The 21,179-nt window shown below is 61.8% G+C and carries 23 protein-coding genes; 11 read left to right on the top strand and 12 right to left on the bottom strand.

Features of this window, described 5'->3' with window-relative positions:
* The 3 genes from AADA04_RS01600 to AADA04_RS01590 all read right to left on the bottom strand — a co-directional run.
* Window positions 1-185 (bottom strand): hypothetical protein (locus tag AADA04_RS01600; protein ID WP_340691480.1); only part of this gene is annotated, 185 nt, incomplete at its 3' end.
* Between the two features lie 9 nt (window positions 186-194).
* Window positions 195-1,418 (bottom strand): MltA domain-containing protein, encoded by a 1,224-nt coding sequence (locus AADA04_RS01595; RefSeq protein ID WP_340691479.1) that lies wholly within the window; start codon window positions 1,416-1,418, stop codon window positions 195-197.
* Window positions 1,419-1,475: 57 nt separating this feature from the next.
* The gene (locus tag AADA04_RS01590; RefSeq protein WP_340691478.1) at window positions 1,476-2,093 is read right to left on the bottom strand and encodes a Tim44/TimA family putative adaptor protein; all 618 of its coding nucleotides are present in this window, start codon (window positions 2,091-2,093) and stop codon (window positions 1,476-1,478) included.
* A gap of 135 nt (window positions 2,094-2,228) precedes the next feature.
* On the opposite strand from AADA04_RS01590, the gene secB reads away from it, so the two are divergent.
* A complete protein-coding gene (gene secB, locus AADA04_RS01585) occupies window positions 2,229-2,732 on the top strand; it encodes a protein-export chaperone SecB (RefSeq protein ID WP_340691477.1) in 504 nt (167 codons plus the stop codon).
* 3 nt (window positions 2,733-2,735) lie between these two features.
* Here secB and dnaQ read toward each other — a convergent pair whose 3' ends face one another.
* From dnaQ to AADA04_RS01560, 5 genes are read right to left on the bottom strand one after another with little or no spacing between them, the layout of a single operon-like run.
* A complete protein-coding gene (dnaQ, locus tag AADA04_RS01580; protein ID WP_340691476.1) occupies window positions 2,736-3,434 on the bottom strand; it encodes a DNA polymerase III subunit epsilon in 699 nt (232 codons plus the stop codon).
* Complete coding sequence (coaE, locus tag AADA04_RS01575; protein WP_340691475.1) at window positions 3,431-4,039, bottom strand: dephospho-CoA kinase; 609 nt, start codon at window positions 4,037-4,039, stop codon at window positions 3,431-3,433. The genes dnaQ and coaE overlap by 4 nt, the downstream gene beginning before the upstream one ends.
* Window positions 4,036-4,851 (bottom strand): shikimate dehydrogenase, encoded by an 816-nt coding sequence (aroE, locus tag AADA04_RS01570; RefSeq protein ID WP_340691474.1) that lies wholly within the window; start codon window positions 4,849-4,851, stop codon window positions 4,036-4,038. The genes coaE and aroE overlap by 4 nt, the downstream gene beginning before the upstream one ends.
* Complete coding sequence (locus AADA04_RS01565; RefSeq protein ID WP_340691473.1) at window positions 4,848-5,444, bottom strand: Maf family protein; 597 nt, start codon at window positions 5,442-5,444, stop codon at window positions 4,848-4,850. Before AADA04_RS01565 ends, aroE begins: the two co-directional genes overlap by 4 nt.
* Window positions 5,441-6,283, bottom strand: a complete 843-nt coding sequence (locus AADA04_RS01560) for a pyruvate, water dikinase regulatory protein (protein WP_340691472.1) — start codon at window positions 6,281-6,283, stop codon at window positions 5,441-5,443. The genes AADA04_RS01565 and AADA04_RS01560 overlap by 4 nt, the downstream gene beginning before the upstream one ends.
* Before the next feature lie 326 nt (window positions 6,284-6,609).
* Here AADA04_RS01560 and hemE point away from each other — a divergent pair, with 326 nt between their 5' ends.
* The 9 genes from hemE to AADA04_RS01515 all read left to right on the top strand — a co-directional run bounded on the left by hemE (window position 6,610) and on the right by AADA04_RS01515 (window position 16,252).
* A complete protein-coding gene (gene hemE, locus AADA04_RS01555) occupies window positions 6,610-7,665 on the top strand; it encodes a uroporphyrinogen decarboxylase (protein ID WP_340691471.1) in 1,056 nt (351 codons plus the stop codon).
* Window positions 7,666-7,671: 6 nt separating this feature from the next.
* The gene (hemH, locus tag AADA04_RS01550) at window positions 7,672-8,745 is read left to right on the top strand and encodes a ferrochelatase (RefSeq protein ID WP_340691470.1); all 1,074 of its coding nucleotides are present in this window, start codon (window positions 7,672-7,674) and stop codon (window positions 8,743-8,745) included.
* Between the two features lie 12 nt (window positions 8,746-8,757).
* The gene (locus AADA04_RS01545) at window positions 8,758-9,186 is read left to right on the top strand and encodes a CopD family protein (RefSeq protein ID WP_340691469.1); all 429 of its coding nucleotides are present in this window, start codon (window positions 8,758-8,760) and stop codon (window positions 9,184-9,186) included.
* Window positions 9,187-9,347: 161 nt separating this feature from the next.
* Window positions 9,348-10,625 (top strand): transcription termination factor Rho, encoded by a 1,278-nt coding sequence (rho, locus tag AADA04_RS01540; RefSeq protein WP_340691468.1) that lies wholly within the window; start codon window positions 9,348-9,350, stop codon window positions 10,623-10,625.
* Window positions 10,626-10,641: 16 nt separating this feature from the next.
* On the top strand, window positions 10,642-11,976 hold the full coding sequence (gene mnmE, locus AADA04_RS01535) for a tRNA uridine-5-carboxymethylaminomethyl(34) synthesis GTPase MnmE (protein ID WP_340691467.1): 1,335 nt from the start codon (window positions 10,642-10,644) through the stop codon (window positions 11,974-11,976).
* Window positions 11,977-12,046: 70 nt separating this feature from the next.
* Window positions 12,047-13,912, top strand: coding sequence for a tRNA uridine-5-carboxymethylaminomethyl(34) synthesis enzyme MnmG (mnmG, locus tag AADA04_RS01530; protein WP_340691466.1), 1,866 nt, complete (start codon window positions 12,047-12,049; stop codon window positions 13,910-13,912).
* Between the two features lie 3 nt (window positions 13,913-13,915).
* Window positions 13,916-14,542: a 16S rRNA (guanine(527)-N(7))-methyltransferase RsmG gene (gene rsmG, locus AADA04_RS01525; protein ID WP_340691465.1), complete on the top strand. Its 627-nt coding sequence runs from the start codon at window positions 13,916-13,918 to the stop codon at window positions 14,540-14,542.
* Window positions 14,526-15,335: a ParA family protein gene (locus AADA04_RS01520; protein ID WP_340691464.1), complete on the top strand. Its 810-nt coding sequence runs from the start codon at window positions 14,526-14,528 to the stop codon at window positions 15,333-15,335. Before rsmG ends, AADA04_RS01520 begins: the two co-directional genes overlap by 17 nt.
* Before the next feature lie 5 nt (window positions 15,336-15,340).
* On the top strand, window positions 15,341-16,252 hold the full coding sequence (locus AADA04_RS01515) for a ParB/RepB/Spo0J family partition protein (RefSeq protein WP_340691463.1): 912 nt from the start codon (window positions 15,341-15,343) through the stop codon (window positions 16,250-16,252).
* A gap of 7 nt (window positions 16,253-16,259) precedes the next feature.
* Here the strand turns inward: AADA04_RS01515 and holA are convergent, their stop codons facing one another.
* The 4 genes from holA to AADA04_RS01495 are packed head-to-tail and all read right to left on the bottom strand — an operon-like array spanning window position 16,260 to window position 20,793.
* The gene (gene holA, locus AADA04_RS01510; RefSeq protein ID WP_340691462.1) at window positions 16,260-17,294 is read right to left on the bottom strand and encodes a DNA polymerase III subunit delta; all 1,035 of its coding nucleotides are present in this window, start codon (window positions 17,292-17,294) and stop codon (window positions 16,260-16,262) included.
* Window positions 17,294-17,767: an LPS assembly lipoprotein LptE gene (lptE, locus tag AADA04_RS01505; protein WP_340691461.1), complete on the bottom strand. Its 474-nt coding sequence runs from the start codon at window positions 17,765-17,767 to the stop codon at window positions 17,294-17,296. The genes holA and lptE overlap by 1 nt, the downstream gene beginning before the upstream one ends.
* Window positions 17,764-20,331, bottom strand: a complete 2,568-nt coding sequence (gene leuS / locus AADA04_RS01500; protein ID WP_340691460.1) for a leucine--tRNA ligase — start codon at window positions 20,329-20,331, stop codon at window positions 17,764-17,766. Before leuS ends, lptE begins: the two co-directional genes overlap by 4 nt.
* Before the next feature lie 36 nt (window positions 20,332-20,367).
* Window positions 20,368-20,793, bottom strand: coding sequence for a DUF3576 domain-containing protein (locus AADA04_RS01495; protein ID WP_340691459.1), 426 nt, complete (start codon window positions 20,791-20,793; stop codon window positions 20,368-20,370).
* 116 nt (window positions 20,794-20,909) lie between these two features.
* Between AADA04_RS01495 and AADA04_RS01490 the strand changes: the two genes are divergently transcribed.
* Window positions 20,910-21,179, top strand: a 270-nt coding sequence (locus AADA04_RS01490) for a hypothetical protein (protein ID WP_340691458.1), incomplete at its 3' end; no start/stop codon positions are given.

Here is a 21,179-nt window from a genome sequence, read left to right as displayed (position 1 = left end):
CCCGAAACCGGGCGCCGCAAGGGCGTGGCAGGGGGGGTGGTACGGGGCAGGTTCGCCGGTTCACCCGCCTCAACCGCCGAAACAAGCGCTCCGAAGTCTGACGCCTCCGGCCCGATCCGTTTGATCGACTTGGCAACGCGCGACCAGGCTTTCGCTTCTTCAGGGGTCAGGCGACGCTTCGACATCGGCTCCGTCTAAGGCGCGAACGGCGGAACGCCAAGGTCGGACGCGTCGGATACCTGCATCGCGCGGATCAAGCTTTCGGCCACACTGCGCGGCAAGAGCACCCAAAGCCGTCCCGGCGCGTTCATGGTTCCGGCGCGTGCCCCGGCGGCTGGACCGGTGCCGAAATAGAGATCGCCGCGCACGGCGCCCTTGATAGCGCCGCCAGTGTCCTGCGAGATGAGCAGGCCCGACCAGTTGCCACCGAGGCCCGGCGCCGTGGTTTGCACAAACATGGGGACGCCCAGCGGCTGGATGCTGGTGTCGACAGCCATTGAGCCAAGCGGTGTCAGCGGCACGCCCTGCGCGCCTGCCGGGCCAAGCGTGGGGTCGCCTTCAGGTTCGGCACGGAAGAAGACATAGCGCGGATTCTGGTTCATCGCGAGGCGGGCCTCGGTCGGACCGGCCCTGTCCATCCATGCCCGGATACCCTGCATGTCTGCCTGACCCCGCGAGATACGGCCCGTCTCCATCAGCCAGTTGGCCGTCGACCGGAAAGGTTGGCCGTTATGGGCGGCATAGACGGCGCGCGTGGTGGACCCATCGGGAAACCTGAGCCGGCCCGACCCCTGGATCTGAAGGAAAAAGACATCCGACGGATGCGCATAGGCAATCGCGGTCACACCATTGCGGGTAATCTCTTCGCGCGCCGGATAGGGCCGCGTCTTGCCGTTCCGCAGGCGCTGGAGCGGCGAGGCGCCGTTCGGAACAAGGTCAGCGGGCAGGGCAGGGACCGGTTCTGTATAGGGGGGAACGGGGCTGCGGCGTGCCTCATAGGTCGGCTCGAAATAACCGGTAAACCGGCTCGCACCATCCGGCGACAGGGCCTCGATCGGAAAGAAAAGACATTCAAAGGCGGCGCGCGCACCGGCTTCATCATGCGCGCGCTGGAGCGATGCACATGCCGGTAGCCAATCCGAGACCGTGCCGGCCCAGGTGGCATTGGCCGAGACATAATCGGCCTTGGGCCGCTTCGAGAGGCGCGCGCAACTCCGTTTGAACGCCTGGAGGCTGGCCGTGAGCCCGGCCGAAGACCAGCCGGGAAGGTCGGCATAGGCTTGTGGCGCGCCAGTCGTTGAAGGCGGCGCCTTCAGCACAGCGACGTCCTGTCCCGGATAAGTGATTGGCGGGCGCAGTGAACTTTGGCACGAGACCAGCGCGAGCGACAGGAAGATGACAGCGAGAGAGCGAAGCATGACGCAATTTATGGCCCGCTTCGCGCGCGCCTGTCATCCGAAAGATGCTGCTTGTGCCTAGTTGGCCGCTTCGACGTCGTCGAGAATCCAGTTGGGATCAGACGCCGTCACATCGCGCATGAACGTCCAGACTTCCTTGGCCGTGCGGGTAAGTTCCCCATCGCCAAGCTCCGCCTCATAGCGGATCATGATCCGCGCCATGCTGCCATCAAGCTCTGCACTATCGATTTCTGCCCGCTTGATACGCAGCAATTCAAACGCCTTCTCACCGCTGGCCTCACGCGCCGTGATGGCTTCGTCCCAAGCCTCGTAGACATCGTCATCAAGCAGCGGGCGCAGCGTGTCGCGGTCGCCCCGTGCAAAGGCCGCCACAATCATCTGGTAGGCAGCTTTCGCGCCCTGCATGAAACCCGCAGCCGAAAAGCTGTTGTCAGCGTTGTAAATGTCTTCAAGGCCGCCCGCAGCGGGGCCCGTGAAGATAGGGCGTTCGGCCTGTTCCCGGCGCTGGCGACGTTCGGCAAGGTCTGCCGGCGCAACGTCTCTTGGCGTCTGGGATGCTGACGGGCGCTGCACGGGCCGGTCGTTTCCGCCACGGCCGAGCGCCATATAAAGACGTGACAGCACGATCAGCGCCACGGCTGCAAGCACAAGAACCTCGATCACTGGGTCGAACATTTAGAGCAAATTTCCTTCAGGCATTCGGCGGTGTCCTATCTAGATAGTCACTATGGCCTTGTGAAGCCAGTGATGCGTTGCGCCATGGGAGGCCGCATGCTAGGCGCGCGGTGCGATCCAGGTAGAGGAAACATCATGACAGACACGAGCGCACCGGGAAACCCCACTCCCCCACAGGACCCCAACGGCGATAAGCCAGCCGCGCCGGTTATGCGCGTTCTCGGCCAGTATGTGAAAGACCTGTCGTTCGAAAATCCAGGTCATTCCCCTGTCCAGGCCCAACCAAACATCGACCTTGGCATTGATGTCGGCGCCAAGCCGCACGCTGATGGCAATGGCCTGTTTGAAGTGTCGCTCAAGCTTTCAGCCAAGGCGCTGTCCGATGGCAAGGTGATGTTCATCACCGAACTCGATTACGCTGGCCTGTTCCAGTTGCAGAACATCACTGAAGACCAGCTTGAGCCCATGCTGTTGATCGAATGCCCGCGCCTGCTGTTCCCATTCGCCCGCCGGATCATTGCCGAGATTACGCGCGAAGGTGGCTTCCCGCCCCTGTTGATCGATCCGGTCGACTTTGTCGCACTGTACCAGGCCCAAGTGCGCCGCGCTGCTGCGGCTCCCGCCCCGACCCAGCAATAGGCCTCAGGCCTGTTTCCAGAGACAGTCGGGGCCAAGTGTCTCGATGAACGTCGCGTGGGCTGCCTGCTCTGACGACGTGAGCAATGGCGCGAGCGGCGTTGGCCGCTGACGCGCGGCGCGCCGTTCGCCGGTGCCTGATTCTTCCGTCGGAGCGTCAAAGGAAAAGGCGCGCGCACGTCCACCCAGAAGTTCCAGATAGACGCTGGCCAGCAACTGACTGTCGAGCAGGGCGCCGTGAAGTGTGCGGCTTTCAAGCGAAATGTCGAAACGCTTGCAGAGCGCATCGAGACTCGCCGGAGCGCCAGGATATTTCTTGCGCGCCATGGCGGCGGTATCGATGAAGCGGTCATCTTCAATCAGGGGCCGTCCGCAGAGCGCAAGCTCCATGTTGAGAAATCCGCGGTCGAAGCCGGCATTGTGCGCGACCAGCATGTCGTCGCCGATAAATTCGAGGAAAGCCCCAATCACGTGCTCTTCCTCGAAGAAGGGGGCGTCCTTCAGGTGCTCGTCCGTGATGCCGGTGATGCGGACCGTATCGACCGACACGGACCGTCGCGGGTGGATCAGTGTACGGAACGTCTTGCCGGTCGGGATATGATTGATCATCTCGACGGCGCCGATCTCGATAATCCGGTCGCCCTCATTCGGATTGAGGCCTGTCGTTTCGGTGTCGAAGGCTATTTCGCGGATGAGTGTGGTCATGCGTGGTCTTCTTTGTCCTTGCGATTCATCAGCGCGATTATGGCGCGAACCAGGTCGCGCGCAAACTCGAAACCATGTTCCGTCGGGATGATGAAATCGGCCCGCGCGCGCTTTTCGGCGTCGGGCACCTGACGGGCAAGAATGGATTCAAAAACGTGTTCTGTCATTCCCGGTCGGGACAGGACGCGTTCGCGCTGAACCGCCGCCGAGGCCGTGACGACGACGACATAGTCGCAGTACTGCCAGCCGCCTGTTTCATACAGGAGCGGAATGTCGACGACCACGAAAGGCGCGCCGGATTCGCGGGCAGCCTGGCGGAAATCATGCTGGGCCGCACCGGCGAGAGGATGCACGATGGCTTCGAGCTGCTTCATGGCCTCGGCATCATCCAGCACGCGTTCCCGCAGGCGCGTGCGGTCGATAGCGCCATCAACGGCGACGCCCGGAAAGGCGGCTTCAACGGGCGCGACGGCGGCGCCGCCCTTAGCATAGAGTGCGTGGACGGCGGCATCGGCATCATAGACGGGCACACCCTCTTCGCGGAAGAGTTCTGCGGTGGCAGATTTTCCCATGCCGATGGAGCCTGTCATCCCAAGAATGATCATGTCGTGGCCTCCACGATGGCGCGGCACCGAATCTCGGCGCCCTCCATATCCGGCACAATGCCGAACCAAAGCTCGAATGCGAAGGCCGCTTGCGCGACCAGCATGCCCAGGCCGTCCATTGTGCGCCAGTCCTGCGCGGCGGCATGCGCGAGCGTGGGGGCTGCCGCCTTGCCATAGTTGATGTCGTAGAACGTCTTGCCTGTGCCCTTCGGCAATTCGAGCGCTTGTCCGGAATAGCCGAGACTCACCGTGTTGACGACCAGTTCGGCGGTCGCAAGGCGCTCGAGACCCACATCAAGCGTGCAGATTTCCGGCTTCGTCAGCAGGTTGTCGGCGATCTCCTCAGCGCGCGATATTGTCCGGTTGCATATGGTGAGGTCTGCGCCGAGATCGGTCAGCACGACGGCCAGTGCCCGGGCTGATCCGCCCGCCCCCAGCAGGAAGACATTTTTTCCGGCCACATCCACACCGGCCTTGTCGAGCGTGTGGATGAAACCGGGCGCATCCGTATTCTCAGCGTGCCAGCCGCCGGAATCCGTACGGACCAGTGTATTGGCGGCGCCGATGCGCCGGGCGAGATCGCCTTTTTCCTCGGCCAGCGCGAGCGCAGCCTGCTTGTGGGGCAGGGTGATGTTCAGCCCGCGCGCGCCCTGGCGCGTGAGCGTTGCGAGCGCCTCTTCCAGTTCGCCCGCCGGCACCTGCATGGCCTTGTAAGTGGCGTCGATATCGTGCTCGCGCAGCCACTCATTGTGGATGAGCGGCGAGAGTGAATGGGCAATCGGATCGCCGATGACGCCATACAGCTGGGTCATGATGCGAGCGCCCCGCGCGTACGGAAATAGTCCAGCAACGGCAAAAGCGGCAGGCCGAGGATCGAGAAATAATCACCTTCGATCTTCGTGAAGAGTTGCGCGCCGAGACCCTCGAGCTGGTAGGCGCCAACGGTCGAGAGCAGCGCCTCACCGGCACGCGCAACATAGGATTCGATAAAGTCTTCGCTGAGCGGGCGCACAGTGAGTTTCGGCCGGGCGAGATGGCGCCAGACAGGCGCGCCATTTTCGCAGACGACGATGGCTGTTTCCAGCGTATGGGTCTTGCCCGAGAGCTTGCGTAAATGATCGCGTGCAGCGGCGAAGTCGGCCGGCTTGTCGAAAGCCTCGTTTTCCAGCGACAACATCTGGTCGCCGCCGACAACAAGCCCGGGTGTGCGGCTGGACACTTTCACGGCCTTGAGCTCGGCCAGTTTCATGGCCTGATCACGAACCGACATGCCCTGGGCACGCAGGGCGTCCTTGACGGCATCTTCGTCAACATTCGGCCGGATGCTGGCCGCGTCGACGCCGGCGCCAGCGAGCAGGCCCTGGCGGCTGGCGCTGCCTGAGGCGAGGATGATGTCGAGGCTCATAGCTGGGCGCGCCGCTCATTCAGGAGGTTCAGGATTGCGGCGGCGGTTTCCTCGACCGAGCGGCGTGAGACGTCGATGGTTTTCCACTTGTTGCGCTGGAACAGGCGGTTGGCCTGGGTGACCTCATCGCGCACCGCATCTTCATCGGCATAAATCGTGTGCTCGTCCTGGTTCAGCGAGATCAGGCGCTGCCGCCGGATCTGGACAAGGCGTTCTGCACTGATCTTGAGACCGACAACCATAGGGCCCTTCTCGCCAAACTCCTCGATGAAGGAAGGCAGCTGGACGCCTGGCACGAGCGGGATATTGCCGGCGCGGACCTTACGATTGGCAAGGTAGACGCAGGTTGGCGTCTTGGATGTGCGGCTGACACCGAGCAGGATGACGTCGGCACCGATCAGGCCGTCAACATTCTGGCCGTCATCATGGGCGAGCGTGAAATTGATCGCTTCCATCCGGTCGAAATAGTCCTGGTCGAGCGCGTGCTGGCCGGCAACCTTGTGGTTGGCAGCAATGCCGAGATGGCGGCCGAGCATGGCGATGGAGGCATCGAGGACGGGCAGGGTCGCCACGCCGCGTTCGCGGCAGAAGGATTCGAGCCGGGCGCGCAGGGCTTCGTCCGAGATCGTGTACCAGACCACGCCGGGCGCCGCCTCGATCTCGCGCATCACGCGTTCAAGCTGGCGCTCCGATCGGACGAGGTAGTAGTTGTGCTCGAGCGCCTGTACATTCTCGAACTGGGCGCAGGCCGCGCGCTGGACAGCGTTCAGGGTTTCACCCGTGCTGTCTGACACGAGGTGAACGTTGAAATAGATGCTCGGGCGTTGAGGACTGGGCATGGCACACTCTCTTGCCGATGGCCGACCGTTTTCACAAGGCCTGTGTACAACCTGTGGACAGGTGAATCGTCACACCGGGAGTCACAATCCATTCACATGCGACCGAATCTGACTCCCGGGTATTCCCGCTATGTTTCATCCTGTGACTCCATAAGGGGCGTTAACCTGCCATTAACCCACGCGGCGATTGATGGTTAAGCGAGTGTTAACGGGGTGCGACACCCTGTGACTCGCGTGTGGATTTCGCTGGACAAATCCTGTGAGTGGCCTTTCTCCCCTGATATCACCGGATAGTAATAATAAGCGCCCTGACGGGCTTTTGAGATATGAGGGATTTGAGGGTCATGGGGCAAACCGGCAAACCGAAACTGATCAGCGTCCTCGGAGGAACACCAGCCAAGAGGCCTCCGGTATGGATGATGCGACAGGCCGGGCGTCACTTGCCGGAATATCTCGAGTTGAGATCACGGGCCAAGAACTTTCTCGATTTCTGCTACACACCGTCAATGGCGACAGAAGCAACGCTTCAGCCCATTCGCCGCTATGGCATGGACGGGGCGATCCTGTTTGCCGATATCCTGCTGATCCTCGACGCGATGGGCCTCGGTGTGGAATTCGAGAAGGGCGTCGGGCCAATCGTCCAGCAGATCGAGTCGGCTTCAGACCTGGCCAAGGTGCCTGCGATCAAGGCGGCTGACAGGCTGGCGCCGGTCTATGAGACAGTCGCCCGGGTCAAGGCAGAGCTGCCCAAGGAGACAGCCCTGATCGGTTTTGCCGGATCGCCCTGGACGGTGAGCCTCTATGCCATCGAAGGACGCGGCAAGACCGACAAGTCGCTGGCCTGGCGCTGGGCCCATGGCCGGCCGGACGAGCTGGCCGCCGTGATGGACTATGTCATTGAAGCGACGGCGCATTACCTGGTGAAACAGGTTGAAGCCGGGGCGGATGCCCTGATGCTGTTCGACAGCTGGGCCGAAGGGCTGCCGGACAATATTTTCCGTGAAGTCATCATCCGGCCAACCACGAAACTCGTGGCGATGTTGCGCGACATGGGCGTGACTGTGCCAATTACCGGATTTCCGCGCGGCGCGGGCGCGATGTTGCCGGAATATGCACGGGTGACCGGGGTGACGGCTGTCGGGCTGGATACCGCAGCGGTTCCGCTATTTGTGAATACAGCCCTGCCGGAGGGCATGCCGGTTCAGGGACATCTTGACCCGCTCCTGCTGATCGAAGGCGGTGAGCGGCTGGATGCGCGCGTCCGGGACCTGGTGGAAGCCTATGCCGGTCGCCCCCATATCTTCAATCTGGGGCACGGCGTCCGGCCGGAAACACCGATCGCGAATGTCGAACGTGTCCTGAAAATCGTTCGGGAAGGCTGATCGCTGATGGGTCGCAGAATTGCTGTTGTATTGTTCAATCTCGGGGGGCCTGACGGGCCTGACGCGGTACAGCCATTCCTGCGCAACCTGTTTGACGACCCGGCCATCATCCAGGCGCCGCTGCCGATCCGCTGGGCCCTGGCGCGGTTCATCTCGAAGACAAGAGCCCCATCCGCGCGGAAGAATTATGCCCTGATGGGTCCCGGCGGCGGATCGCCCCTGCTGCCCGAGACCGAGAAACAGGCCGAAGCGCTGCAAATCCAGCTGGCAGCTTCGCTTCCCGGCGATGAGGTGCGCACCTTCATTGCGATGCGCTACTGGCACCCATTCACGAAAGACACCGCGAAGGACGTTACAGCCTGGGGCGCCGATGAAGTCGTGCTGTTACCGCTGTATCCGCAATTCTCCACGACCACGACGGGCTCGTCGCTGAAGGAGTGGAAGAAACATTATGCCGGACCGACACGCACGGTCTGTTGCTATCCTTTCGAGGAGAGTTTCATCGCGGCACATGTCGACCAGATCATGGCCGCCTTCGACAAGGCGGGCCGGCCGGCTGATGTGCGATTACTGCTGTCGGCGCACGGCTTGCCGGAAAAGATTGTTGCGGCCGGCGACCCGTACCAGTGGCAGTGCGAAACGCTGACAGCGATGATCGCGGCGCGCGTGCCGCAGGATTGGGATGTTGTCGGCTGCTACCAATCACGGGTTGGCCCGCTTAAATGGATCGGCCCATCGACCGATGCCGAAGTCGAACGGGCGGCGCAGGACAAGCGCAATATCCTGATCGCGCCGATCGCCTTCGTTTCCGAGCATATCGAGACGCTGGTGGAGCTGGGCGAAGAATACAAATTGCTCGCCGAGCAGCATGGCGCGCCGAGTTATACGCGCGTTGAAGCCCTTGGGGTGCATCCGGGCTTTATCCGGACGCTGGCTGGCGAGACGCTCGCAGCGCTGGATATGGCTGGAAGTATCCGGTCGTGTGCCGGCAGCCGTCTGTGCCCGACGGGCGCGTCTGGATGTCCGCACGCCGATGTGGCACGGAAAGCCGGGCAGGCCGTGAAAGTGGCGGCAGATTAGGGGCTGGATCTGATGCTGTATCTCTGGGTAAAGGCGCTGCACATCATCTTTGTCGTCGCATTGATGGCGAGCCTACTGGTCTATCCGCGTTACAAGATCCACCAGCTGTCGAGCAGCCCGGGTGAGCCGCTTTATGAAGCGATGAAGAAGGCCTCGTACCAGCTGCGCATGATCATCATGAATCCGAGCCTGATCCTGGTCTGGGTGTTCGGCCTGACCATGTTGTGGATGAATCCGGCACTGCTGTCGCAGGGCTGGCTGCATGTGAAACTGGTTCTGGTCCTGATCTTGTCGGGACTGCACGGCTATTTTATCCGGCTTGGCAAGAAAGTGGACCGGGGTGGCGACGGCGTGTCGGCCCGGCAGCTGCGCATGCTGAACGAAGTGCCATTCCTGCTGATGATCGTCATCGTCATATTGGTGGCCGTGAAGCCGTTCTGAGGCCCCAAAGCCATTGCTACTTGACGAAACGGCCCTGCTTGGCCCATATGCGCTCAACCGGCGCACAGTCCTTGTGCAGCGCGTTCTCCATTTTCGCCCGGTTTCCCCAATCCAGTCTTTAACCCGACTTACATCCGGATTTTCCCTGAATGGCTTCATCCATGCTCGACAACGTTACCAGCGTCACCCTGCGCGAACTCAAAGCAAAATCGCCGGAAGAGCTGTTGCTCTATGCCGAAGAGCTTGAGGTCGAGAACGCCTCGGCGCTGCGGACGCAAGACATGCTGTTCGCGATCCTCAAAGAACTGGCTGATAGTGAGGTCGAGATTACAGGCCTGGGCGTTCTGGAAGTGCTGACGGACGGTTTCGGTTTCCTGCGGTCGCCGGAATCCAACTACCTGCCTGGCCCGGATGACATCTATGTCAGCCCGGAAGTGCTGAAAAAGGCCAACATCCGAACCGGCGACACGGTCGAGGGACCAATCACGGCACCACAGGACAATGAGCGCTATTTTGCGCTGACCGACGTGTCGAAGATCAATTTCGAGGAGCCAGAGAAGGCCCGCCAGAAAGTCCACTTCGACAACCTGACACCGCTTTATCCCGAAGAACGGATGAAGATGGAAAGCAGCGATCCAACGAAGAAGGATCGCTCGGGCCGGGTCATCGATATCGTGGCGCCAATCGGCAAAGGCCAGCGCGCGCTGATCGTTGCGCCGCCACGGACCGGTAAGACAGTGCTGTTGCAGAACATTGCTGCGGCCATCGAAGAAAACCACCCGGAATGCTACCTGATCGTGCTGCTGATTGACGAGCGCCCGGAAGAAGTGACCGACATGCGCCGGACCGTGAAAGGCGAAGTTGTCGCCTCCACGTTCGATGAACCAGCCACCCGCCACGTCCAGGTTGCAGAAATGGTGATCGAAAAAGCAAAACGCCTCGTCGAGCACAAGCGCGACGTTGTCATCCTGCTCGACTCGATCACGCGTCTGGGCCGTGCCTACAACACGACCGTGCCGAGTTCGGGCAAAGTCCTGACCGGCGGTGTTGATGCCAACGCATTGCAGCGCCCGAAACGGTTCTTCGGTGCCGCCCGGAACGTAGAGAACGGTGGCTCACTCACAATCGTTGCCACGGCGCTGATCGATACTGGTAGCCGGATGGACGAAGTGATTTTCGAGGAATTCAAGGGTACGGGTAACTCGGAAGTCGTGCTCGACCGGAAGATTGCCGACAAGCGCACCTTCCCGGCCATCGACATCATGAAGTCCGGTACGCGGAAAGAAGAACTGATCACGCCGCCAGACCAGCTCTCCAAGATCTACATCCTTCGCCGTATCCTGGGTCCGATGGGCACCAATGATGCGATTGACTTCCTGATCGACAAACTCCGCCAGACGAAGACGAATGATGAGTTCTTCGAGGCGATGAAAAACTAGGGATGCAGGCGCCCATATGAGCGAGCGCGATACAATCTGCGCCCTCGCTTCGGGTGCGCCGCCGGCCGCGATTGCGATTCTTCGCCTGTCGGGGCCGATGGTGCGGCAGCTGGCCGAGCAGCATCTGGACAGCGGCATTCCCGCACCGCGGCATGCGACCCTGACTGATATGCGCGACGAGCGCGGTCGCCTTGTTGACCGCGGGCTTGCCGTGTTCATGCCAGGGCCGGGTAGCTACACGGGCGAAGACACGCTGGAACTCTACCTCCATGGCGGCGCAGCTGTGATCGAACATGCGCTGGGCGCGATGACGTCTCATGAAGGCGTGCGTATTGCCGAGCCCGGCGAATATACGCGGCGGGCTTTCGAGGCGGGCAAACTCGATCTCACCGAAGCTGAGGGTGTCGCCGACATCATCGAGGCTGAAACGCTGGCACAAAAGGCCCAGGCGCTGCGCCAGCTTGGCGGCGGATTGTCCGAAACCTATGCAAACTGGCGCGCGGAACTGACCGGTGTGCTCGCGCTGGTCGAAGTGGCCATCGACTTTCCCGATGAAGGCGATGCGCCCCAGGAGACGACGGCTCCCATACTGGTGAAACTCGACCGCGTGATCGGCGAGATCCGCGCGGCTCTGGGCGATGGCGGGATCGGCGAACGGATCCGCGATGGATTCCGGGTCGCCATTATCGGTGCACCGAATGCTGGCAAGTCGACGCTTCTCAACCGTTTGGCGCGGCGTGAGGCAGCTATCGTTACCGCGAAGGCCGGAACGACGCGCGATGTCATTGAGGTCCGGCGCGTGCTTGGCGGCCATGTTGTCTGGATTGCGGATACGGCTGGCCTGCGCGTGACCGAGGACGAGATTGAAGCCGAGGGCGTACGCCGGGCGGAAATGGCGGCACGGGACGCAGACTTGCGCGTGTTCCTGATCGATGCCGAAACACCTGATATCAGTGCTCTGTCTACGGATTATTATGGGGCGAGCGATCTTGTTGTCCTGAACAAGGCAGATCTCGGTGCGCCACTATCTTCCATCGACGCTGATCATGTCATCTCGGCAAAATCGGGAGATGGCGTGGATGTATTGGAACAGGCGATTGCGGGCTTTGTGGCCGAGCATGCCCGTTCGGTCGAAGCACCGGTCATCACGCGGCAACGCCATCGGGCCCGGCTACAGGACGGATTGGGCAGCCTGGAGGCGGCGCGCGAAGCCCTGACGAATGACCTGGGCGCGGAGCTGGCAGCCGAAGACGTGCGCATGGCATTGCGGCAGCTGGGCTCAATTATCGGTGTCGTGGGCGTTGAAGACGTCTTGGGAGCAGTGTTTTCCGCGTTCTGCATCGGCAAATGACCCCTAGGGTTTAGGCGGCTGCGCGGTTATATGTCCGCCTGAATAATCTGTATCCCGAGGCGCGGACGTAATGGCGAAGCCAGACGAATTTGATGTGATTGTAATCGGCGGCGGACATGCCGGCTGTGAAGCGGCTGCTGCGGCGGCGCGCTATGGCGCGCGTACAGCTCTGGTCACGCACAAGCGTTCAACCATTGGCGAGATGAGTTGCAATCCGGCTATCGGTGGACTCGGCAAAGGCCATCTTGTGCGCGAGATTGATGCGCTCGACGGCCTGATGGGCCGCATGGCAGACAAGGCGGGCATCCAGTTCCGCATGCTGAATCGCTCGAAAGGACCGGCCGTTTGGGGGCCACGTGCACAGATTGACCGGGCGCTCTACCGGCGGGCCATGCAGGCCGAACTCGCAGACTATCCGAACCTGACCATTATCGAGGATGGCGCCGAGGATTTGATCCTGGAGGATGGTAAATTGGCGGGTGTGACCGGTCTGACCGGACAGTCATACCGGGCCAGCAAGGTGGTCATAACCACGGGCACGTTCCTCAAAGGCATGATCCATATCGGCGAGAAGCGTATTCCGGCAGGCCGCGCCGGAGAGGCGCCAGCGATTGGCTTGTCAGACCGGCTCTATGCCCTCGGCCTTCCGATGGGCCGTTTGAAAACCGGCACACCGGCGCGCCTCGACGGCAAGACGATTGCCTGGGACCGGCTGGAGATGCAGGCCGCAGATGAGCGCCCGGTGCCGTTTTCCTATCTGACCGACGAGATCCGCGTGCCTCAGGTCGCCTGTGGCATCACGTGGACGACGCCCGAAACGCACGCGATCATCGCCGACAATATCGGGCAATCAGCTGTCTATTCCGGCGCGATTGCGGGCCGCGGCCCCCGTTACTGTCCGTCGATAGAAGACAAGGTCGATCGGTTTGCCGATCGCGACCGCCACCAGATATTCCTCGAGCCCGAGGGGCTCGAGGACGATACGGTCTATCCGAACGGTATTTCCACGTCGCTGCCCGAAACGGTGCAGGATGCGTTCATCCGGACGATTCCGGGGCTCGAGGATGCCGTGATCCGCCAATACGCCTATGCCATCGAATATGACTATGTCGATCCGCGCGCCCTGACTCCGACACTCGAGGTTCGGGCCTTGCCGGGGCTTTATCTCGCTGGTCAGATTAATGGCACGACGGGCTATGAAGAGGCGGGCGCGCAGGGCCTGGTTGCCGGAATGAATGCGGCGCGGCGCGCGGATGGGCGAGATTCGGTCACGTTCGACCGGGCGGAGGCGTATATTGGCGTCTTGATCGACGATCTCGTCACGCGCGGCGTCACTGAGCCGTATCGGATGTTCACATCCCGCGCCGAATACCGTCTGGTCCTTCGCGCTGACAATGCGGACCAGCGTTTGACCCAAAAAGGCCTCGATCTGGGGATTGTGGGCCCGATTCGGGCCAAAGTGTTTCACGTGAAACAAGATGCATTAACCGCGGCCCGCGAAAGACTGCAATTCCTGACCCTGTCTCCGGCCAAGGCGGCGCAGGCAGGATGGGCGATTAATCAGGACGGACGCATGCGTTCGGCCTGGGAATATCTCGCCTACAAGGGTATCGGCTTTGCCGAACTTGCGACTGTCTGGCCGGACCTCGCCGAAATTCCGACGGACCTCGGCGCCCAATTGGAAATCGAGGCTTTGTACGCCGGATATATCGAACGCCAGGCCGCGGACGTCGTGGCCCTCCGCCGGGACGAAAGCCTCGGGCTTCCGGATGGTCTCGATTATGCGGCGGTCGGGGGACTGTCGAATGAAGTCCGCCAAAAGCTCGAAGCGATCCGGCCGGCGACGCTTGGCCAGGCCGGGCGTATCGAAGGCGTGACGCCGGGCGCGCTGACCGCCTTGCTCAGTCACGTCAAGCGCCGCGCAAAGGCGGTATGACCGGTGAGTGACGAGAATGACCGCGCGGTATTCCTGGCCGCTCACGATGTTTCACGTGAAACGCTCGACCGCCTCGATTCGGTGATCGCCACGCTGGATGACTGGCGGCTGAGGAGCAATTTGATCGGCCCGCGCGAATGGCCGCATATCTGGCAAAGACATGTCTGGGACTGCCTTCAATTGCTCGACCATATTCCAGAAACGGCGCGTGTCGTCGATCTTGGCTCCGGCGCCGGTTTTCCGGGGCTGATCATCGCGGCCGCGCGTCCACAGGGCCATGTCACGATGATCGAGAGCGTCGGGAAAAAGGCCGCCTTCCTGCGGGCGGCCATTCTAGCGGCCCATCTCTCGGCCGACGTCATCCAGGGCCGCGTCGAATCGGCGGAGGCCGGACCTGTAGATATTATTACGGCACGGGCCTTTGCACCGCTGCCACGACTCCTGGATTATGCAGCGCCCTGGATGAAAAATGGTGCAACGGGGCTGTTCCTCAAGGGCGAACGCTGGGAAGAAGAATTGACGGACGCCCGTCAAAGGTGGAACTTCGCGTATGAGGCGATTCCGAGCCGAAGTGGCGGGTCGGGTGTCGTATTGATTGTAAGGGAGTTGCGCGGTGGCGACGAAGCCTAGGATATTTGCGGTAGTGAATCAGAAGGGCGGCGTCGGCAAGACGACGACCTCCATCAATCTAGGCACAGCGCTGGCGGCCGTGGGTCGCCGCGTCCTGATCGTTGATTTCGATGCGCAGGGTAATGCCTCGACCGGACTCGGTATTTCCCGGGCAGACCGGCTGCTCACGAGCTATGATCTCGTGGTTGACCGGGTGCCGATGGAAGAGACGGTCCTGTCGACCATCGTACCGCGGCTGGACATCATTCCGGGCGACGAAAACCTGTCCGGCGTCGAGACGGAGCTCGCCAATGATGCGCGGCGGTCCTACCGGCTGCGCGACGCCCTGATGACCTATGTCGAACGGGCCGAGCAGGGTGGGCTGGTCAAGTATGATTATATCCTGATCGACTGCCCGCCATCCCTGTCGGCGCTGACGCTGAATGCCATGACGGCGGCCAATGCCTTGCTGGTGCCGCTACAGTGCGAGTTCCTGGCGCTTGAAGGCCTGTCGCAATTGATGCGCACCGTGGAAGCGGTGCGGTCCGGGCTGAATCCGACCCTCGAGATCCAGGGTGTGGTGCTCACCATGTATGACCGTCGCAATAACCTGTCGGATGAAGTGGCTGACCAGGTTCGGGCGCATTTCGGCAACAAGGTCTATAATACGGTCATTCCGCGAAATGTGCGGCTGTCGGAGGCGCCGTCATTTGGCAAGCCGGCGCTTCTGTATGATTATCGGTGTCCTGGCAGCGAGGCCTATATCCGCCTTGCATCGGAAGTCCTGCAGCGCGAGAAGGCGAGAGCGGCCTGAACATCATGACCGACGACGCAAAGAGCAAACCTTCACGTCTTGGCCGCGGCCTGTCTGCCCTGATGGGCGAGATTGACGCGGTTGGCGCTGTGCCGACAACCGAAGGCAAGACAGCCCCTGCGACGGTGTCGAACGAGATCGACCTGGACCTGATCCGGCGCAATCCGGCCCAGCCGCGCCGGACGTTCGATGAGACCGCGCTCAATGAGCTGGCCGAGTCGCTGAAGGCCAAGGGTGTCCTGCAGGCGATCCTCGTTCGCCCGGATCCCAAGGATCGCGGCAAATTCCAGATCATCGCGGGCGAGCGCCGCTGGCGGGCTGCCAAGATTGCCGGTTTGAAGTCGATTCCGGCGCTGGTGCGCGAGATTGACGAACTTGAACTGCTCGAGATCGGCATCATTGAAAACGTCCAGCGCGCGGACCTCAACCCGATCGAAGAGGCTGAGGCGTATGAGGCGCTGATGAAGCGTTTCGGGCGCACGCAGGACAGCCTGGCCCAGAGTGTTGGCAAGAGCCGTGTTCACATCGCCAACACGCTGCGGCTGCTGCAACTGCCTGAGAGCGCCCGCGCTTATGTGCGCGATGGCAAGCTGAGTGCCGGACATGCGCGCGCAGCACTTGGTGCGCCGGACCCGGAAGCGCTGATCCGCATGGCGGCTGAAAAGGGCCTGAGCGTGCGTGATGTCGAGTCGCGCGCGAAGGATGCGCGCGAAGGCGGGACGATCGAGACGAAATCGGCCAAGTCGCCCGGGGCCGAAAAAGACGTTGATACCGAAGCGCTCGAGGCGGACCTTACTCGGACGCTGGGTCTCGCCGTCGATATCCGGCATGGCAAGGATGGTGGCGAGTTGCGGATCCGGTATCGCGATCTCGAACAGCTCGATGATGTCTGCCGGCGCCTGACCGCAAAACGTTAGGACCGGATCAGGCTGCGTGGGCTGCCGCCTTGCCGAGCTCATTCATCAGTATACGAACAACAGGGTCGGCGCTGCCGGACCCGGATTTCGCCTGGCGTTCTGCGTCATAGATCCGTTCCAGAATGCGCAGGAGCCGTTTCTGCGGCCACTTGCCGAGGCGGGCGCGAAACGCAGGCCAGTCACTCTGCCAGACGGGCGGCCGCAGCTTCATGTTGGGTGTCCCTTCACCTGCCGCCATGCGCTTGTGTGCATCCAGCATGCGCAGTGTTTCGCTCTGCAGCGCACGCAGGATGGAAATGGCAGACGTCCCGGCGATCTCCAGGCGCTGCAAGGCGGTATTTGCGGCGACGAGATCGCCCACGAGCGTGGCCCGGATCGCGGCGGACAGATCATGATCAATGTCGGTCGCCGAGAGCGCTCGAATGTCGGTCAGGGTGACATCGCGCCCGAGCCCGCGCGCGTAAAGTGCCAGCTTCTCGATCTCGGAATTGGCGATTCCGCGGTGGCCGGGCAGGTCGCCGGTAAATGCGTGCAGCGCGGGGGGATCAATTGTGGCGCCCACGTCCAGCAGCGCAGCCTTGACCCGGTCTTCAATGTCACCGGCTTCATCGGCAAAGATCTGGAGGCAGGCGGTCCGCTTGGCCGAGGTGGCGGCGGCGCGCAGTTTGGATTTGGATGCGAGGCTTCCCGCTTCGATGACCAGTTTCGCGGCGTAGCGGTGCTCGGTCTTGTCGCCTTCCGCGATGGCTTCTGACAAAAGCGCGGCGATCTTGTCACCATTGGTGCGGACGCGAATGACGCGGGGATCGCCGAGGAGCGACACGGCTTCGAGATTGTCGAACAGGAGTGACGGGTCTTTCTTGATCGCATCATCGTCGAGGACGGACACTTCAAGTTCGCCCGTCTTGGGGGCCCAGGCCTTTATCAGACTGGCAGAAGCGTCGCTTGCAAGACCGTCATCTTCACCGAACGCGAGGACCGCCCAGATCGCCGGATCCGGCCGGCGGGAGAAGGTAACAGCCTGCTTGCCCTTTAGCAGCATCAGCCGGCTGAGAGCTGTAGTCGCAAATCATCGACGATGCGTTTTGCGAGTTCGCGCATGGTGCGATCATAGGCGCTGGTTTGGGCGGCAATGTCGCCATAAGGCCCAGTCGGAACCGTAAAATCGGTCTGGGCGTCCACCACGCCAGAGACGGCCCCGCTGTCGCGCGCCAGCACATAACGCCCGGAGGCGGAGATACTTGAGCGCGACGCTGCGCCATCCGGCTTGAACGCCAGCCGCGTCAGGTTGTCCTTGAGGATGACATTCAGCGTCGCTGGTTCGGTTACGCCCGGCAGTCCGATCGCGAGCTCTTCCTGCAGGGCGCGTCTGAGCTTGTATCCGGACCGGCCACGAATGGGCTCGACGGTGATCGGGCCGCCGGCAGCCAGCGCGCTTGAGCTGGGCGCATAGACGGGCTGGAAGCCACAGGCAGCCAGGGAGAGAAGGAGGAGGGCAGCGAAGAACTGTCTCATGCGACTACGATATTCACGATGCGGCCGGGAACGACAATGGTTTTCTTGACCACCTTGCCGTCCAGAAAAGCTGCAACATCGGGATCGGCAAAGGCGGCGGCCTCAACCGCGTCCTTCGCAAGCGCTTTGGAAACAGTTATTTCGCCCCGGCGCTTGCCGTTCACCTGAACCGCCATGGTGATGCTGTCATCTTCTAGAAGGGCGGGGTCCGGTTCGGGCCAGGCAGCAGCAGATACGAAGCCGTCGCCGCCAAGACGCTCCCAGCAGGATTCGGCGAGATGCGGCATGAAAGGCGTCAGGCAACGGGCCAGCATCGAGGCGCCCTCGAACCGTGCGCCGGTGACCGAACCGGTATCAGCTTCGGCCTTTTTCAGCGCCGTGACCCATTCGTGGATGCTGGCGACGGCCGAATTGAAGCGGAACTCGTTGATCGCCTTGTCGATGGCCGCGACTGCCTTGTGCGAGGCCTTGCGCAAGGCAATCGAGGCATCGTCGGTGCCTGGTTTTGGTGCCTTTGAATCCGGCAGTGCATCGAAGATGCTCCAGATGCGCTGCACGAAACGGGCGGCGCCCTCAGCGCCAGATTGTGTCCATTCGACGTCGCGCTCGGGCGGCGAGTCAGACAGCACGAACCAGCGCGCGGTATCTGCGCCGAAGGCCTGGATGATGGCGTCGGGGTCAACCGTGTTCTTTTTCGACTTGGACATTTTCTCGATCGGACCGACGCTCGCAGGCGCGCCAGTCGCAATCTCGAACCAGGCGCCGTCCTTTGTCTCGACTTCAGACGGCTCGAGCCAGTCGCCCTTTGCCGACTTGTAGGTCTCGTGGGTCACCATGCCTTGCGTGAACAGGCCGGCGAAAGGTTCGCCGCTCGGCAGGTCCAGTTCCCCGACATCGCGCATCGCACGGGCAAAGAAGCGGGCATAGAGCAGGTGCAGGACGGCATGTTCGACGCCGCCGACATATTGGTCGACGGGCAGCCAATAGGCGCGTTCAGCCATGTCATCGGGGCTGGCGAACCGGGCCCAATACCAGGAACTGTCGACGAACGTGTCGAGCGTATCCGTCTCGCGCCGGGCCTTTTCGCCACATGTCGGACAGGTCGTATCTTTCCATGTCGCGTGGCGCTCCAGCGGATTGCCGGGCTTGTCGAACGTCACATCATCCGGCAGGCGCAAGGGCAGTTCGGCTGCGGGGACGGGGACAATGCCGCACGTTTCACAGTGGACGATCGGAATGGGGCAGCCCCAGTAGCGTTGGCGCGAGACGCCCCAGTCACGCAGGCGATAGTTCACCTTGCTTTCGCCGAGGCCCTGGGATTCGATCTTCGAGATCGCCATACGCTTGGCGTCGTCAATGGCAAGGCCATCGAGGAAACCGGAATGGAAGATCGTGCCGGGCCCGGTATAGGCGTCGTCCTGCACGTCGAATGTTGCCGCGTCCTCTTTGGGCGGCAAAACGACAGGTACGACGTCCAGCCCATACTTGCGCGCGAATTCGATGTCGCGCTGGTCGTGCGCCGGGCAGCCGAAAATGGCGCCCGTGCCGTATCCCATCAGCACGAAGTTCGCGACCCAGACGGGCAGGGTGCGTTCAGGGTCGAACGGGTGCTGGACTGTGAGGCCGGTATCGAAGCCGAGCTTGGGTGCCTTTTCGATGGCCTCTTCGCTGGTGCCGACAGCGGCGCACTCAGCACGGAAATCCGTGAGGGCACTATTGCCCTGGGCCAGCTGGAGCGTCAGCGGATGATCAGGTGACAGGGCAATGAAGCTCGCGCCGAACAGCGTGTCGGGACGTGTCGTGAAAATTTCAACACCCTTCTCGAAGCCAGCCGGTTTGTCGCCGGCAAATTCGAAGCGCATCTGCAGGCCTTCAGACCGACCGATCCAGTTGGCCTGCATGGTGCGGACTTTTTCCGGCCAGCGTTCGAGCTTTTGAACTTCTTCCAGCAGGTCGTCGGCATAGTGCGTGATGCGGAAGAACCACTGGGTCAGCTCGCGCTGTTCAACGATGGCGCCGGAGCGCCAGCCGCGGCCGTCGACGACCTGCTCATTGGCGAGCACGGTATTGTCGACCGGATCCCAGTTGACCTTGCTGGCCTTGCGATAAACGAGACCCTTGTCGAGCATCTTCAGGAACAGGGCCTGCTGCGCGCCGTAATATTCCGGATCGCAGGTCGCAAATTCGCGGCTCCAGTCGAGCGACAGGCCCAGCTTCTTCAGCTGAGCCCGCATGGCGGCGATGTTTTCATAGGTCCATTTGCCGGGATGGACGCCGCGCTGGAGCGCTGCATTCTCGGCCGGCATCCCGAACGCATCCCATCCCATCGGGTGCAGGACATTGAAGCCGTTGGCGCGGCGATGGCGGGCTACGACATCGCCCATGGCATAGTTGCGCACATGGCCCATGTGCACCCGGCCGGACGGATAGGGGAACATTTCAAGGATGTACGCCTTGGGCGCGTCACCCGCCTCGGCGGGCGATTTTGCCTTGAACAGGTTTTCTGCGTCCCATGCGGCACGCCATCTGGTTTCCGCGGCCTGCGGATCATAACGGGTGGCCATGTCCCGCTCCTTTAAAGAGGTCTGGTGTTTGGCTTTCTAGCCGATTTGCGACGCCTTCAGCGTGCGGGCACGCTCAAGGATTTTGTTTTCAAGCTGGATTCCGGTCTCGGGATCAACACTCGCGTCGGTCCATGTTCCGTCCTGGTTGGTCTGGCGGAACACCGATACCTTGACGCCGTCGGCCCGCAGGCGTGTGTCGAGAATATAGACTGTTGCCTTGACGCGCTCATCCGGCGAGTCCGGGAAGGACTTCCAGTCATAGACGACGAGGCCGCCGACAGAATCGGCGCTCTGGACCGGCATGTTCTCAAACGTATCCAGCGTGGCGCGCCACAAGTAAGGATTGACGGTGCCGACATTCTTCTGGGTGATCTGGCTTTCGATGTTCTTGCTTTTGCCGGACTGGCAACCGGAAACGATCAGCATGCCAGCCAGGGCAGCGGTGATTATGTGTTTGACCATGAAGATTGTTCCTGAGTGCAAGACCTTGTTGACGAGGGTTTGTATAACAAGGGGAGTCCGGGCTCGCCAGTGCTGATATGCCGAAGAGCGCGGATGGTGTTTGCAGGAGAGAGACGATGTGGAAACCGCTGACACTGCTGGCGATACTGAGCGCGGCCACCGGCCATGCGCAGGCACAGGACGAATGGGACGTGTGGGAGACCAAGACCGACGCCGAGCTGGCCGTCGCGGGCTCCACGGCTGAGAGCGCGCCGGTGACCTATCTGGGAGCGTTTGGCCTCTCCACGAACCGGGTTCTGGATAGCGGCCTGGAGATCGGGGCCGTTGGCCGGGTCGAAATTCAGAAGGATCACCCGGGACGTGCGGGGTTCAGTGGGGTGCCGGAT

The sequence above is a fragment of the Hyphomonas sp. genome (assembly GCF_037969335.1).
Lineage (GTDB): Bacteria > Pseudomonadota > Alphaproteobacteria > Caulobacterales > Hyphomonadaceae > Hyphomonas.
This window is presented reverse-complemented; position numbering and strand designations above follow the sequence as displayed.